Origin of the sequence: Streptomyces sp. NPDC020742 (assembly GCF_040641675.1) — a bacterium.
Classification (GTDB): Bacteria; Actinomycetota; Actinomycetes; order Streptomycetales; family Streptomycetaceae; genus Streptomyces.
Genome location: NZ_JBFAEA010000021.1, coordinates 62,120 through 76,702, shown reverse-complemented (window position 1 = coordinate 76,702; position 14,583 = coordinate 62,120). Strand labels below are relative to the sequence as shown.

Here is a 14,583-nt window from a genome sequence, read left to right as displayed (position 1 = left end):
CGGGGCCCGCCCTACGCGGGCCCGCACGGCGGGTCAGGGCTTATTGAGGTAGGCCAGCACGGCGAGCACACGGCGGTTGGTGTTGCCGTCATCGGTGATGCCGAGCTTGCCGAACATGGCGGTGGTGTACTTGCCGATGGCGCTCTCGCTGAGGAACAGCCGCTGGCCGATGGCCTGGTTGGACAGCCCCTCGGCCATCAGGGCGAGCACCGCGTGCTCGCGTTCGGTGAGCCCTTCGAGCCGCCGGTTCGAGGGCCCGGTGGAGAGCAGTTTGGCGATGACGGCGGGGTCCATGGCGGTCCCGCCCCCGGCGACCCGCTCCAGGGCGTCGATGAACTGATCCGCGTCGAAGACGCTCTCCTTGAGGAAGTAGCCGATGCCACCGGCGCCGTCGGCCAGGAGCTCGCGCGCATAGAGCTGTTCGACGTGCTGGGAGAGGATCAGCACCGGCAGCCCGGGCAGTTCGCGGCGGGCGGCGAGGGCGGCCCGCAGCCCCTCGTCCGACTGGGTCGGCGGCATGCGGACGTCGACGACGGACACATCCGGCCGCCACCTCAGGAGTACGTCGAGCGTCTCGGGCCCGGTGGTCGCCGTCGCCACCACCTGGTGCCCGAAGGCCTCGACGAGGCGGACCAGTCCGTCCCGCAGGAGGTAGAGGTCCTCGGCTACAACGATGCGCATGGCACCACCATTCGTGCGTGGGTCGGTCCGCCTGCCGGACTGGTGAGCTCCAGGGTGCCGTCGAAGACCGCGAGGCGGCGGCGGAGCCCCGCAAGTCCACCGCCGGCGCGCACCTCGGCCCCGCCGCGCCCGTCGTCCTCCACCTCGACGACGAGGCCGGTGGCGTCCCGGGTGAGGGAGACCCGCGCCCGGGTCGCACGGGCGTGCTTGGCCGCATTGGTCAGCAGTTCGGCGACCCCGAAGTACACGGCGGACTCGATCGGCGGGTCCAGACGGAGCCGGAGGCCGGCGCTGACCGTCACCTGGAGCGGGCTGTCCAGGGCCAGCGCACGCACGGCATCGATGAGGCCCCGCTCGCTCAGCACCGGCGGGTTGATGCCCTGGACCAGTTCACGCAGCTCGGTCAGCGAGGTGGCGGCGCCGGTCCGCGCCTCCCGCAGCAGCGCCCTGGCCCGGTCGGGGTCGGTCTCCATCAGCTTCTCCGCGGTCGCCAGCGAGATCCCGAGCGCGACCAGGCGCGCCTGCGCCCCGTCGTGCAGGTCCCGCTCGATCCGGCGGATCTCGGCGGCCTGCGCGACCGTCGCGTCCGCCCGTTGGGCCGTCAGCTCGTCCACCCGGTCCGCCAGCGCCCTCGCCGGCGAGGCGCGCAGGAAGCGGACGGCGATCGGCGGAGCGGACCGCCAGGCGTACGGCGCACTGGCGAGGGCCACGACCAGCCCGAGCACCCCGACGGCGCCTCCAAAGAGCGTCGACCGGCTGAACCCCAGGACCGCTCCCACGACTCCGGCCGGCGGCACCGCGGCGAGCACGCCCGCGGTGAACGGCGCGAGCGCCGCGAACCGCAGATCGCGCCAGGTCGCCGGATCGCCCCACCACAGCCGCACCCGCTGCTCCCGCCGGGCGTCCTGACTGCTGCGCGTGTAGGAGAACCCGTTCCACCAATAGCCGGTGGACATCCGCACCACCGGGTCGGCCTGCCGGTATCCGCCGGGGATGACGGTGGCCGTCCACCTCGCGACGAGGAAGCGCACCATCCGGCAGACCGGGCGGGCCAGGGCGAGCGTGCCCAGGCACGCCCACACGAACAGCCCGATCCACAGCCACGGGTCCCCCGACCACCAGATCCCCAGCGCCACCGCCCCGGCCCACACGGCCGGGACCGGCATGCTGACGACCACCACCACGCACGCCCGCACCAGCCCCACGCCGGCACTCTTCAGCCACGACACCAGCTGTCGCATACGCCTTCCCCCTCATGTGATGACCACTGCCGGGGCATCCGCGGTGCGGCGCCGCCCGGCCGGGCCGGTTCGACCCGGTGCCTCCACTGTCCGCTGCCCGGAGCGCGATTCCCGCCGGATCGGCCCGGGAGTGGGGCTGGCCCCACCCACTCGTACGTCCAGGCCCATACCGCGCCCCCGGTGCGCTTTCTAGCGTCGAGACCACGATGACGACACGAGGGAAAGCAGCCATGGAAACCAGCAACCGCACCACCGCCGACGCGGCCCCGCTCCACCTTCCCGGCGCCCAACGGGCCTTCGGCACCGCGAAGATACTCGTCGCGGCCTACGGGGTACTCAGCGCCGCCGTCCTCCTCACGGTCGCCGTCCTCGCGATCACCGGCCACCCGGTCACCTCGTTCATGTGGGGCCGCTCGGCCGGACTGCTCGCGAGCGCCGCGGTGGTCCACTGGCTGACCGTGCTCGCCGCACGGGGCAGGCGGTGGGCCTACCGGCGGGTGCGCATCCTCTCCGTGGTGATGCCGGTGGCGATCATCGCTGTCGACCTGATCCCGGGGATCTGCCCGGGGTGGTTCGCGCTGGCACAGGCCGTCAGCGCCCTCCCCCTCGCCGCCACCGCCTTCCTCAGCAACGGACCCGGCCTGCGCGCGGCGTTCGCCGAGGGGTCCTGAGGGGCCTGAGGGGTCCTGAGGGGTTGAGGGGCCTGAGGGACTCCGGGACATTCCTGGACGTTCCTAGACGGAGTGCCGACCCCGGCGCGCGTCCAGCGCGGCCCGCACCAGGCGCAGATAGCGGTCCCAGTCCCAGTGCGGCCCCGGGTCGGTGTGATCCGTCCCGGGGACCTGCGCATGCCCGACGATGTGCTCCCGGTCGGCCGGGAAGCCGTACCGGCGGCAGATGTCGGCGGTCAGCCGCGCCGACGACGCGTACATGGCGTCCGTGAACGCCCCCGGCCGGTCCACGAAGCCCTCGTGCTCGATGCCCACGCTCCGCTCGTTGACCCCGCGGTTGCCGGCGTGGAACGCGACGTCCAGCTCCCGCACGGCCTGCGCGATGTGCCCGTCCTTGCGGACGACGTAGTGCGCGGCGGCCTCGTGGAACGGGTCTTGGAACACATCCAGCGCGGTGGCGTAGCTGCCCTGGACGACGTGGACGACCACCCGGTCGACCTGGTAGTCGGCGGGCCGGTCCGCCCGCCGGTAGTTCGCCGGGGAGGCCGGCACCCACTGCGCGCCCCGGTGGTCGACCTCGCCCGCCCTGCGCGGCATGTCGTTGCCCGGCAGCTGCCACCACCAGTGCCGCAGCTCGTCCCGCGCAGCCAGCGCCACCGCGCCGGCGGCCAGTGCCCCGCCGCCCCCGATCCACAGCGCCCGCCGCCGGGTGACCCCGGCCGCGGTCCCCTCGGCGCCGCTGTGGGCACTCGTGCCGTCCACCCCGGGCCTCTCCCCGGCCTTCTTCCCCATGCGCTGCATAACGCTTTCCGCCCGGTCAGCGGTTCCGTCTACCCTGGACGGGCTATGACTGATGACGCCCCCCGCCGCCTCCGCGTACTCGCCGCCATGTCCGGCGGCGTCGACTCTGCCGTCGCCGCGGCCCGCGCCGCCGAGGCCGGCCACGATGTGACCGGCGTGCATCTCGCGCTGTCCGAGAACCCCAAGTCGTTCCGTACCGGCGCCCGTGGCTGCTGCACGATCGAGGACTCGCACGACGCCCGCCGTGCCGCCGACGTCATCGGCATCCCCTTCTACGTCTGGGACCTCGCCGAACGGTTCCGCGCCGACGTCGTCGATGACTTCGTCGCCGAGTACGAGGCCGGTCGCACCCCGAACCCCTGCCTGCGCTGCAACGAGAAGATCAAGTTCGCCGCCCTGCTGGACAAGGCCCTGGCCCTGGGCTTCGACGCGGTGTGCACGGGCCACTACGCCACGGTGGTGCTGCGCGAGGACGGCACCCGAGAGCTGCACCGCGCCTCCGACATGGCCAAGGACCAGTCCTACGTCCTCGGCGTGCTGGACGACCGCCAGCTGGCGCACGCCATGTTCCCGCTCGGCGACACCCGCACGACCAAGGCCGAGATCCGCGAGGAGGCCGCCCGCCGCGGCCTGTTCGTCGCCAAGAAGCCGGACAGCCACGACATCTGCTTCATCGCCGACGGCGACACCCAGGGCTTCCTCGCCAAGCGGCTGGGCGCGGCCCCCGGTGACATCGTCGACGAGGACGGCAACCGCCTGGGCTCCCACGAAGGCGCGTACGGCTTCACCATCGGCCAGCGCAAGGGCCTGCGCATCGGCCACCCGGCACCCGACGGCAAGCCCCGCTACGTCCTGGACATCTCCCCGGTGAACAACACCGTCACCGTCGGCCCCGTCGAGGCCCTGGACGTCACGGCCCTCACCGCCATCCGCCCCCGCTGGTGCGGCCGGCCCCCGACATCTGGCCCGGCGACGTACACCGCCCAGCTCCGTGCCCACGGCGACGAGACCGAAGTCACCGCCGAGCTGACCGACGACGAGCTCCGGGTGACCTTCGCCGAGCCCGCCCGCGGCGTCGCCCCCGGCCAGGCGATCGTCCTCTACGACGGCACCCGAGTGGTCGGCTCCGCCACCATCGCCACCACGGAGCGGCGGGCACGGGCGGGGGCGTAGCGGCTTCGCGACGGGGGCCGCGCGGACGAGGGCAGGTCCCCCAAGGGCGAGCGCGGCACCTTCGGTGCGTTGGCGGCCGTGACCTGGTCTTTCGGGCGCTCGTGGCGCCAACTGCCGCTCCTCCTCCCCGTGTTAGCCGGACGTTAGCGGAGGGGCAGCCTTGCGATAGTGGCCCCGACCAGAGTGGGTGACGTACCGAGGAGACAACGACACCGACTGTCCTGGGGGGACCCGAAATGAGCTCCAGCACCACCGTCCGCACCGCTCGTCGCCGCACTCTGCGCATGGCCGCCGCGGCCCTGACCGCAGCCGCCGCCCTCACCCTGACCGCCTGCTCCGGCTCGGACGACGCCGGCCCGAAGCCCGCGGGCCACACGGGCGCGGGCGGGGCCGCCGCCCAGTCCAGCGGCGGGCCCACCGCCGAGTCCAGCGGCGCGGGTTCCTCCGCCGGAGCGCAGGGCTCCGATGCCAAGGCGGGCCCCGGTGCCAAGGCGGGCTCCGGTGCCGAGACCGACGCCAAGACGGGCGCTGCGGGCAAGCAGTCGGGCAGCGCGCACGCCGCCGCCGGTGGCAGGGCGGCATCCCCGGTCCGCACTCAGCGCCTGGCGGACGGCATCAGCAAGGCCGAGATCTACAAGGTCGGCGACCAGCACTACCGCGCCAAGATCGTCGCCCACGGTTCGGTCCTGGCCACGCTGGAGACGAAGAACCACGACGACGGGCTCGACGCCAACGACATGTTCGTCGTGCTCACGCTGGACGGCCAGGTCCATTCCTGGACGGGCGGCGGACACCAGGCACCGGGCACCTTCAAGCTCGCGGGCGGCTGGACGGCCAAGGTCACGAAGATCGGCGACCTCCACTACCGCGCGCAGATCCTCGGCGGCGAGGCGGACACCACGGTGGAAGCGAACCAGCACGACATCGGCTTCAACGCCAACGGCATATACATCGTGCTCAGCGCCGGCGGTGTGATCAGCGCCCACGGTTAACAGCCAGCCAGCCAGCCAGCCAGCCAGCCCGTCCGCCCGCTCGCCCGCGGCGGTGGAGCCGCCCGTGGGGGGCGGCTCGCCGACCTCAGGCGAAGTCGGTAGCGGGCTCGGTGGCGTAGCGGCTCATCGTGTCGATGCTGTCCTGGGGCGTCAGCGGCCTGCCGTCGGCGGTCATGCCCTGGAGGTCCCGGAAGTACTGCACATACAGGTCGGGGGTGAACATGCTGAGCATGACGGCGGGTTGGTCGGTCAGGTTGGCGAAGGTGTGCGGGGCGCCGGGCGGGACCACCACAAGTGTGCCCGCGGTCGCGTCGTGGTCCTTGTCCCCGACGGTGAACCGCACCGTGCCGGAGAGGACGTAGAAGCCCTCGTCGTGCTCGGCGTGGCGGTGCTGCGGCGGTCCGGGGGTGTGCGGGGCGAGGACGGACTCGGCGATCCCCAGGCGGTGCCCGGTGTGGCTGCCGTCTTCGAGGACGCGCATGCGCGTGGTGCCGAGGACGAGCGTCTCGCCGTCGTCGGGGCCGACCACCGATACGTCGGGGATGGCCTGCGGTTCACTGGTCTTCGCTTCGTCGGTCATGTTCCGAGTGCATCGCTAGGTCCCTGCGCGTGTCCAAGACCCGTTCCGCCACGCCGATACCTTGTGGGTATCGTTGCAGCGTGGAGCTACGTACCCTGCGCTACTTCGTGGCGGTCGCCGAGGAACTCCACTTCGGCCGGGCCGCCGCCCGGCTGCACATGAGCCAGCCGCCGCTGAGCCGGGCGATCAAGCGGCTGGAGACGGAGATCGGTGCCCTGCTGTTCGCCCGCTCGCCCGCCGGCGTCACGCTCACCCCGGTGGGGGCGGTGCTGCTCGACGAAGCGCGGGCCCTGCTCGACCAGGCCGACCGGGTCCGCGTCCGCGTGGCCGCGGCGGCCGGCACCGCGACCCTCACCCTCGGCATCCTGGGCGACGGCACCGACCCCGGCAGCACCAGGCTGGCGGCCGCCTTCCGTCGAACCCACCCGGGCGTCGACATCCACATCCGCGACACCGACCTGACCGACCCGACCTGCGGGCTGCGCGCCGGACTGGTCGACGTCGCCCTGACCCGTGCGCCGTTCGACGACACCGCCCTGACGGTGCGTGAGCTGCGCACCGATCCGGTCGGTGCGGTACTGCGTGCCGACGACCCGCTGGCCCGTCGCGACCCTCTGAAGCTGGCCGACCTGGCCGGCCGCCGCTGGTTCCAGTTCCCGCCGGGAACCGACCCGGTCTGGCAGGCGTACTGGAACGGCGGCACGCCGCGCGAGGGCCCGGTGGTGCGGGTCGTCCAGGAATGCCTGCAGGCCGTGCTCTGGAACGGCACGGTCGGCCTGGCCCCACTGGGACACGACCTGCCCGAGAACCTGGCCGCGGTTCCGTTGGTCGACATGGCGCCGAGCCGCGTGGTCGCGGTGTGGAACGCCGGCGACACCAACCCGTTGATCCGCTCGTTCGTCGAGATCGCGAGGGCCGCGTACCGCCACTGAGCACGGCTCCCGCCGGGCATGCCCCAAGTGCCGCGTGAGCCGGCCGTGCGCGGCACTTCCCTTCGGGGCCTCGCTCGCGGTCGTGCCGGTCGGCCTCGGGGTTTCCCGAGCGGGCGAGCCGTGCTGCGGCAGGCCCGCCGGCCGCCGTGCACGCCCGGTACTGACAAATGTCATCCCGAACCCAGGACAGTCGCAACTGCCGCGGACCATGGGCCGTGGACGAAGCTGAGGACGTCGCAGAACGCGGCAGCCGAGCAGCAGTTCACCGTCCGACCGGGGGAGTACGTCGTGAGTGAGCACCAGACCGTCGCCGAGGGCGCACCGGGCAACCCGCTGGTGAAGAGCCTCGTCCCGCTCGTCGTCGACGCCGGCATCCCGATCGCGTCGTACTACGTCCTCAGCGACGGCTTCGGACTCAGCACGGTCGCCGCGCTGGGCTGGAGCAGCGTGGTGCCGGCGCTGCGCACGGTGTGGGACCTGGTCCGGGGCCGCGGCCTCAACGGGCTGGCGCTGCTGATGCTGATCGTCAACGCCGCCGGGCTGGCGCTGAGCGCGGTGGCCGGCGACGCACGGCTGATGCTGGCCAAGGACAGCGCGGTGAGCAGCGTGGTGGGCATCACGATCCTGGTCTCGGTGCGCGGCCGGCAGCCGCTGATGACCGCGGGCCTCAAGCCGTGGGTGACGAAGGGGAGCGCGGCCGGGAACGCCGCCTGGGACCGGCTGCGGGCCGGCTCGGAGCCGTTCCGGCGGGCCGAGCGGCGGTTCTCGACGATCTGGGGGGCCACGCTGCTGACCGAGTGCGTCCTGAAGGTCGTCGGTGCCTACACCCTGCCGGTGCACACCATGGTCTGGCTGGGCACGGTGCTGACCGTGGTGGCCGTCCTGCTGGCGATGGTCGTCGCCGGCGGAAGCTCCGCCGAGCCGATGGAGAAGATGGTCAAGGCCGAGATCGAGCGGGGCGCGGGGGACGAGGAGCGCGCGGCGGGGGCGGGCGCGCCCGCCGTCGCGGCGGCCGGTGCGGGCGGCTGACGCCGCCTTACGGCCGTGAGCCGGGGGCCGGGCCGCGGCGTACCGGCTCGGCCCCCGGCGTCGGTACCGGGTACCGCGCCCGCCGTACCCGGGCCGCGGCGAAGCTGTGAGGTGCCGCACAACATCCGCCGGGCGCCAGGAGCTCCGGCGGATGGCGGCACCGTGCTGACCTGCGGTCCCGCCGGGCGGGAGGCGCGGGCGCCGGTGACCGGCCGGACGCGCGCAGACGGGTGAGGTGTCGCCCATCCCACAGTCGGTGGGCCGGACCGGCACATAGGGTCGGCGCAGTGATGAACGGCGGAAGCAGCTGCACACCGGACCCGTGAGGCCCGGCCCGCAGAGCTGGCGGGCGGATGGACGAGGCGTCACGGTCCGCGGTGCGGCCGGCCTTCCTGGGCACGAAGGGAACGCGAAACATGGCGACGGTGCAATCTGAGGTCACGTCCGGCGTGCATACCGCCGGGCCGGCATCCCTCTACGCGGAGCTGGTCCGGCGCAATCCCGGAGAGCCCGAGTTCCACCAGGCGGCTCTCGAGGTGCTGGAGACGTTGGCCCCGGTGCTGGCCGCCCGTCCGGAGTTCGCCGAGGCCAGGATCCTGGAGCGGATCTGTGAGCCGGAGCGGCAGATCATGTTCCGGGTCCCCTGGCAGGACGACGCAGGAAAGATCCACGTCAACCGCGGCTTCCGGGTGGAGTTCAACAGCGCCCTCGGCCCGTACAAGGGCGGCCTGCGCTTCCACGCGTCCGTGAACCTCGGCATCGTGAAGTTCCTCGGCTTCGAGCAGATCTTCAAGAACGCGCTGACCGGGCTGAACATCGGCGGCGGCAAGGGCGGCAGCGACTTCAACCCGCACGGCAGGTCGGACGCCGAGGTGATGCGCTTCTGCCAGTCGTTCATGACCGAGCTGCACCGCCACCTCGGGGAGCACACCGATGTGCCGGCCGGCGACATCGGCGTCGGCGGACGGGAGATCGGCTACCTCTTCGGCCAGTACCGGCGGATCACCAACCGCTGGGAGGCCGGGGTGCTCACCGGCAAGGGACTGTCCTGGGGCGGCTCCAAGGCCCGTACGGAGGCCACCGGTTACGGCAATGTGCTCTTCACCGAGGAGATGCTCAAGCAGCGCGGCGAGGAGCTGGACGGGCAGCAGGTCGTGGTCTCCGGCTCCGGCAACGTCGCCCTCTACAGCATCGAGAAGGCGCAGGCGCTCGGCGCGCACGTACTGACCTGCTCCGACTCCGGCGGCTATGTCGTCGATGAGAAGGGCATCGACCTGGCGCTGCTGCGGCAGATCAAGGAGGTCGAGCGCGGCCGGGTCAGCACCTACGCCGAGCGGCGCGGGGTGTCGGCCAAGTACGTGCCCGGTGGGCGGGTGTGGGACGTGGCCTGCGAGGTGGCCCTGCCGTCGGCGACCCAGAACGAACTGGACGCGGACGCCGCCCGGATCCTGGTCCGCAACGGTGTCAAGGCGGTCTCCGAGGGCGCCAACATGCCCACTACGCCGGAGGCGGTGGCCCTGTTCAAGGAGGCCGGAGTGGCCTTCGGCCCGGGCAAGGCGGCCAACGCGGGCGGCGTGGCGACCAGCGCCCTGGAGATGCGGCAGAACTCCGCGCGCGAGGCATGGTCGTTCGAGCGGACCGAGGGCGAGCTGGCGACGATCATGCGCGCCATCCACCGCACCTGCTACGAGACCGCCGAACGCTTCGGCCTGCCCGGTGACTACGTGGCGGGCGCCAACATCGCTGGCTTCGAGCGGGTCGCGGACGCGATGCTGGACCAGGGCCTGATCTGACCGGCCCTGATCTGCCCGGGCCCGAGCTGTGACCGGGGGCCCGATCTGACCGTGGGCAGGTCGCCGCGGTCGGCGTGCACCGTGGCGGCCGGTCCGCGGGCCGCGGACCGGCCGGATCGTGGCTCGATCCGGCCGGTCCGGCGCCCGCCGACTCGTAGGGTGAGCTGCATGAACATCTGTGTCTTTTGTTCCGCCGCCGACCTCGACGACCGCTATGTCGTGCCCGCCCGTGAATTCGCCGAGCTGATCGGCAAGGGCGGGCACGCGCTCGTCTGGGGCGGTTCGGACACCGGGCTGATGAAGGTGATGGCCGACGGGGTGCAGGAGGCCGGCGGCAAGCTGATCGGCGTCTCGGTGGAGTTCCTGGCGCACAAGGCGCGCGCGGGCGCCGACGAGATGGTCGTCACCAAGGACCTCGCCGAGCGGAAGGCGCAGATGCTGGCCCGCGCCGACGCCGTCGTGATCATGGTCGGTGGGACCGGCACGCTGGACGAGGCCACCGACATCCTGGAGCTGCGCAAGCACCGGATGCACGACAAGCCCGTGGTGCTGCTGAACACCGCCGGCTTCTACGACGGGCTGCGGCAGCAGTTCCAGCGGATGGAGGCCGAGGGGTTCCTGCCGCTGCCGCTGGCCGACCTGGTGTTCTTCGCCGCGGACGGCATCAGCGCGCTGGCGTACCTGGAGGCGAAGGCGGGCGTCCGGGGCGCGGTCGGGGAGCGCTGAGCCGCCGCCCCTCTTCCGGCCACCGGCTCGTTAGGATCGGCGCCATGGGTACGCACTTCATCACGGGCGCAGGGTCGGGCATCGGAGCGGCGGTCGCACAGCGGCTGGCGGACCGCGGGGAGGACCTGTGGCTGCTGGCGCGCAACGCCGTCCGGGCGAAGGAGCTGGCCGAGCGGTTCCCCGGCGCGCGCACGGTCGTGGGCGACCTCGGCACCCCGGAGAAGCTGTCCTGGGCCCTCGGCCAGCAGCCGCTGCCGGACCGGATCGACTCGCTCCAGCACATCGCCGGCGTCATCGAACTGGGCGCGGTGGGCGATCTGCCGGCCAAGGCCTGGCAGCGGCAGCTCGCCGCCAACCTCGTCGCCCCCGCCGAACTCACCCGGCTGCTGCTGCCGCTGGTGCGGGTCGCCAAGGGGCACGTCGTCTTCGTCAACTCCGGTGCGGGGCTGAACGCCCACGCCAACTGGAGCGCGTACGCGGCGAGCAAGCACGGCCTGAAGGCGCTGGCCGACTCGCTGCGCGCCGAGGAGCACGGCAACGGCGTCCGGGTCACCTCGGTCTACCCGGGGCGCACCGCCACGCCGATGCAGGAGAGCACCCACCAGCAGGAGGGCAAGGAGTACGACGCGTCCCGCTGGATCGACCCCGAGTCGGTCGCCACGGCCCTGCTCACCGCCATCGACCTGCCGCGGGACGCGGAGATCAACGATGTGTCGGTGCGGCCCGGGCGCTGAATCCGGGTCTCCCGTCGCGGCGACGTACGCTGCACGAGTGACCACTGAAGCGAAGTCGACCGCGGCGGCCGGGTGTGGGTTCCGGGAGATCCGGGGGCTGGTGACCGAGCTGAGCCGCCGGCTGGACGCCCATCAGCGCAGTCGGATCGCCGAGCTGGACCTGACGCCGACCCAGGCCAAGGCGCTGGAGGAGCTCGGCGAGCCGAAGACCGCGCGGGAGCTGGCCGCGGTGCTGTGCTGCGAGCCGCCGAACGTCACCTACGTCATCTCCAAGCTGGAGAAGCAGGGCATGGTCGTCCGCCGGCCGCACCCGCTCGACGGGCGGGCCAAACAGCTCGTACTAACCGAGCAGGGGCGGGAGTTGCGGCTCGACCTGCTGCGGCGGATGGGGACCGCGTCGCCGCTCGACCATCTCTCGCACGGCGAGCGTGCCGCGCTGCGCGACGCTCTGCTGAAGGCGCTGGGCCGGGGCGCCTGAGCCGCCCCCCCGCACCACCGCCCCGCCCCACTCCAGCTCACCCGCCTCACCCCGCCTCACCGCATTGCACCTCACTCGACGGGCACCAGGGAGTGCCCGGGGAAAGGTATGCCCTCAGTAAAGTTATAGCTGTAACGATTGCGTGAGGTAATGGGTACAGCTTTAACTAAATCCATGATCGAAAAGCAGGCGGCGCCGCGCGCCACAGCCCCCGGCCCTCCCAAGGCGCCGGCCCCCGGACGGCCCCGGCAGCAGAACCGTGGCGGGCTCCAACTCCTCGTCCTGGCCCTCGGGTTCGTGATGGCGAGCCTGGACACCGGCATCATGAACGTCGCCGCGAGCGACCTGCGCGCCCGGCTCGGGCTGAGCATGTCCGGCCTCACCTGGGTCGTCGACGGCTATGTGCTCGCCTTCGCCGCCCTGCTGCTGCTCGCCGGCTCGCTGGCCAGGCGCTACGGCGCACGGCGGATCTACCTGGTCGGCCTCGCCGTGTTCACCGCCGCCTCGCTGCTCGGCGCGGTCGCCCCGGGCGGTACGGTCCTGGTGGCCGCCCGCTTCGCGCAGGGCGTGGGTGCGGCGCTGTTCATGCCCAGCTCGCTGTCGCTGTTGATGCACGCCTTCCCCGAGCCGGCGCGCCGGGCACGGGTCCTGGGCCTCTGGTCGGCGATCGTCTCGCTGTCCGTGGCGCTCGCGCCCACGCTCGGCGGCCTCCTGGTGGGCACCCTCGGCTGGCGCTCCCTCTTCCTGGTCAACCTCCCGGTCGGCCTGGTGGGCCTGGCGCTGACCCGGCGGACCGTCGCGGCGGTCCCGGCCCAGGGGGCCGCGCTCGGGGGCAGCGGGCACGTCCTCGGCCTGCTCGCCCTGGGGGCGCTGAGCTTTGCGCTCATCGAGGGCCCGGACCAGGGCTGGTCCGGGCCGGCGGTCCTGGCGGCGTCCGGGGTGGCGGTGGCCGCGGCGGCTGGGTTCGTCGTCCGCGAACGGGTCTCCCGCACCCCGGTCCTGCCGGTCGCGCTCTTCGCCGACCGCCGCTTCGCCGCGGCCAACGCCGTCGGCTTCCTCTTCAACCTCGCCTTCTACGGGGCGCTGTTCGTCCTGGGGCTCTTCCTGCAGACGGCGCGCGGCGCGGACCCGGCCGCGGCCGGGCTGCAGATGCTGCCCGCGGTCCTGGTGCTCCCGCTCGGCAATGTGCTCTACGCCCGGATCGGGCCGCGGATCGGCAACCGGGCCGCCCTCGTCGGCTCCCTGGCGCTCTCCGCCGCCGGGTATGCGCTGCTGTTCCTGCTGCTCACACCGGAGTTGCCGTACGGGGTGATCGCGGTGGTCCTCGCCGTCGCGCACCTCGGCGGCGGGGTCAGCTCACCGGCGATGACCGGGGTGTTGATGGAGGCCGCCGGACGGGAGCACGCCGACCTCGCCGGCGCCACGCTCAACGCCAACCGGCAGATCGGGTCCCTGGTCGGCATCGCCGGCATGGGCGCGGTGCTCACCGGGGCGGGCGGCGGTCACCAGGGCGCGGGGTACGCCTTCGCGCTGGCCGCGCTCGCACTGGCGGCCGCGGCGCTGGCTGCCCTGTTCGGCGTCCGCACCCGGGGGTGAGGGGGTGGTGTCCCGGGGGGGGGCGACGGGCGCCGTGCCCCGGGGGTCACGGGTGCTGTGCCGCAGGGGTAACGGGGTGGCCGCACCCCGCCCCGGGCCGCATACCCTTCCTGGGTGAGCGAGAACAGCACGCAGAAGTGGGGCGCGGGCGCGGCGACCGGGATCGGGTCGATGCCGGGTGGGGACGCGCGCGAGGCCGCAAAGACCGTCACCGGGTCGCTGGAGACCTTTCCGTACCTGCCCGAACTCCCGGCCCGGGGGCCCGGCGCCGACATGATCGGGCGGACCCTCGGGATGCTCGTCGAGGTCTACGGCCATGTGGAGCCCAGCGGCTGGCGGATCAGCGACCGGCCCGGCCGCGACACCCGGCGCGCGCACTCCTGGCTGGGCGAGGACCTCGACGCCCTGGAGGAGTTCACCCAGGGCTACCAGGGGCCACTGAAGGTCTCCGCGGTCGGCCCGTGGACCCTGGCCGCCGCGCTGGAGCTGCGCAACGGCGAGGCGGCGCTCGGCGACGCCGGCGCCTGCCGGGACCTCGCGGCGTCCCTCGCGGAGGGGCTGCGCGGCCATCTCGCCGACGTCCGGCGGCGGGTGCCCGGGGCCCGGGTCGTGCTGCAGCTCGACGAGCCGTCGCTGACCGCGGTGCTCCAGGGGCGGGTGAGGACCGCGAGCGGCTACCGGACCCACCGGGCCGTGGACCGGGCGGTGGTCGAGGACGCGCTGCGTGACCTCGTCGCGGTGGCGGACGGCGGGCCCGTCGTCGTCCACTCGTGCGCGCCCGAGGTGCCGTTCGGACTGCTGCGGCGGGCCGGCGTCACGGGCATCTCGTTCGATTTCGCCCTGCTCACCGAGCGTGAGGAGGAGGCGATCGGTGCGGCGGTCGAGGGCGGTACGACGCTGTTCGCGGGCGTGGTGCCGGGCGTGGACGGCCGGTTGTCAGACCCTGCCGGTAGCGTCATGGGTGTCAGGACGCTGTGGCGCAGGCTGGGGCTGTCGCCGGGGACTCTGAGCGAGTCCGTGGTGGTCACCCCGTCGTGCGGACTGGCGGGTGCTTCGCCCGCATATGCCCGTTCGGTGCTCGCCCACTGCGTCCGGGCGGCGAGATCACTCGCAGACAACCCTGAGTGACCGCACTCAAGGACCACGGGAGGACGAG

The 14,583-nt window shown here is 73.1% G+C and carries 15 protein-coding genes; 11 read left to right on the top strand and 4 right to left on the bottom strand.

Going from position 1 to position 14,583, the window contains the following annotated elements:
• Positions 1–33: 33 nt before the first annotated feature.
• Positions 34–681, bottom strand: a complete 648-nt coding sequence (locus AB0G84_RS28185) for a response regulator transcription factor (protein ID WP_361326579.1) — start codon at positions 679–681, stop codon at positions 34–36.
• The gene (locus AB0G84_RS28180; protein WP_361326576.1) at positions 666–1,922 is read right to left on the bottom strand and encodes a sensor histidine kinase; all 1,257 of its coding nucleotides are present in this window, start codon (positions 1,920–1,922) and stop codon (positions 666–668) included. Before AB0G84_RS28180 ends, AB0G84_RS28185 begins: the two co-directional genes overlap by 16 nt.
• A gap of 230 nt (positions 1,923–2,152) precedes the next feature.
• Between AB0G84_RS28180 and AB0G84_RS28175 the strand changes: the two genes are divergently transcribed.
• Positions 2,153–2,593, top strand: coding sequence for a hypothetical protein (locus AB0G84_RS28175; RefSeq protein WP_361326573.1), 441 nt, complete (start codon positions 2,153–2,155; stop codon positions 2,591–2,593).
• Positions 2,594–2,656: 63 nt separating this feature from the next.
• Here the strand turns inward: AB0G84_RS28175 and AB0G84_RS28170 are convergent, their stop codons facing one another.
• Entirely contained in the window at positions 2,657–3,394 is a 738-nt protein-coding gene (locus AB0G84_RS28170; RefSeq protein ID WP_361326570.1) for an N-acetylmuramoyl-L-alanine amidase, read from the bottom strand.
• Between the two features lie 45 nt (positions 3,395–3,439).
• Here AB0G84_RS28170 and mnmA point away from each other — a divergent pair, with 45 nt between their 5' ends.
• Together mnmA and AB0G84_RS28160 are read left to right on the top strand one after the other, a co-directional pair.
• The gene (mnmA, locus tag AB0G84_RS28165; protein ID WP_361326567.1) at positions 3,440–4,567 is read left to right on the top strand and encodes a tRNA 2-thiouridine(34) synthase MnmA; all 1,128 of its coding nucleotides are present in this window, start codon (positions 3,440–3,442) and stop codon (positions 4,565–4,567) included.
• A 236-nt stretch (positions 4,568–4,803) separates the two neighbouring features.
• On the top strand, positions 4,804–5,559 hold the full coding sequence (locus AB0G84_RS28160; protein WP_361326564.1) for a hypothetical protein: 756 nt from the start codon (positions 4,804–4,806) through the stop codon (positions 5,557–5,559).
• An 85-nt stretch (positions 5,560–5,644) separates the two neighbouring features.
• Here the strand turns inward: AB0G84_RS28160 and AB0G84_RS28155 are convergent, their stop codons facing one another.
• Positions 5,645–6,139: a cupin domain-containing protein gene (locus tag AB0G84_RS28155; RefSeq protein WP_361326562.1), complete on the bottom strand. Its 495-nt coding sequence runs from the start codon at positions 6,137–6,139 to the stop codon at positions 5,645–5,647.
• Between the two features lie 80 nt (positions 6,140–6,219).
• Here AB0G84_RS28155 and AB0G84_RS28150 point away from each other — a divergent pair, with 80 nt between their 5' ends.
• From AB0G84_RS28150 to AB0G84_RS28115, 8 genes are all read left to right on the top strand, one after another.
• Positions 6,220–7,071 carry a LysR family transcriptional regulator gene (locus AB0G84_RS28150; RefSeq protein ID WP_361326559.1) on the top strand — a complete coding sequence of 284 codons (852 nt, stop codon included), beginning with the start codon at positions 6,220–6,222 and terminating at the stop codon, positions 7,069–7,071.
• Between the two features lie 288 nt (positions 7,072–7,359).
• Positions 7,360–8,100, top strand: a complete 741-nt coding sequence (locus AB0G84_RS28145; RefSeq protein WP_361326556.1) for a VC0807 family protein — start codon at positions 7,360–7,362, stop codon at positions 8,098–8,100.
• Positions 8,101–8,516: 416 nt separating this feature from the next.
• Complete coding sequence (gene gdhA / locus AB0G84_RS28140) at positions 8,517–9,893, top strand: NADP-specific glutamate dehydrogenase (RefSeq protein WP_361326553.1); 1,377 nt, start codon at positions 8,517–8,519, stop codon at positions 9,891–9,893.
• A 168-nt stretch (positions 9,894–10,061) separates the two neighbouring features.
• Positions 10,062–10,619, top strand: coding sequence for a TIGR00730 family Rossman fold protein (locus tag AB0G84_RS28135; protein WP_361326550.1), 558 nt, complete (start codon positions 10,062–10,064; stop codon positions 10,617–10,619).
• 44 nt (positions 10,620–10,663) lie between these two features.
• On the top strand, positions 10,664–11,353 hold the full coding sequence (locus AB0G84_RS28130; protein WP_361326547.1) for an SDR family oxidoreductase: 690 nt from the start codon (positions 10,664–10,666) through the stop codon (positions 11,351–11,353).
• A 37-nt stretch (positions 11,354–11,390) separates the two neighbouring features.
• The gene (locus tag AB0G84_RS28125; protein ID WP_361326544.1) at positions 11,391–11,831 is read left to right on the top strand and encodes a MarR family transcriptional regulator; all 441 of its coding nucleotides are present in this window, start codon (positions 11,391–11,393) and stop codon (positions 11,829–11,831) included.
• A 174-nt stretch (positions 11,832–12,005) separates the two neighbouring features.
• Entirely contained in the window at positions 12,006–13,427 is a 1,422-nt protein-coding gene (locus AB0G84_RS28120; protein ID WP_361326541.1) for an MFS transporter, read from the top strand.
• A 114-nt stretch (positions 13,428–13,541) separates the two neighbouring features.
• Entirely contained in the window at positions 13,542–14,555 is a 1,014-nt protein-coding gene (locus tag AB0G84_RS28115; RefSeq protein ID WP_361326538.1) for a methionine synthase, read from the top strand.
• The last annotated feature ends 28 nt before the right edge of the window (positions 14,556–14,583 follow it).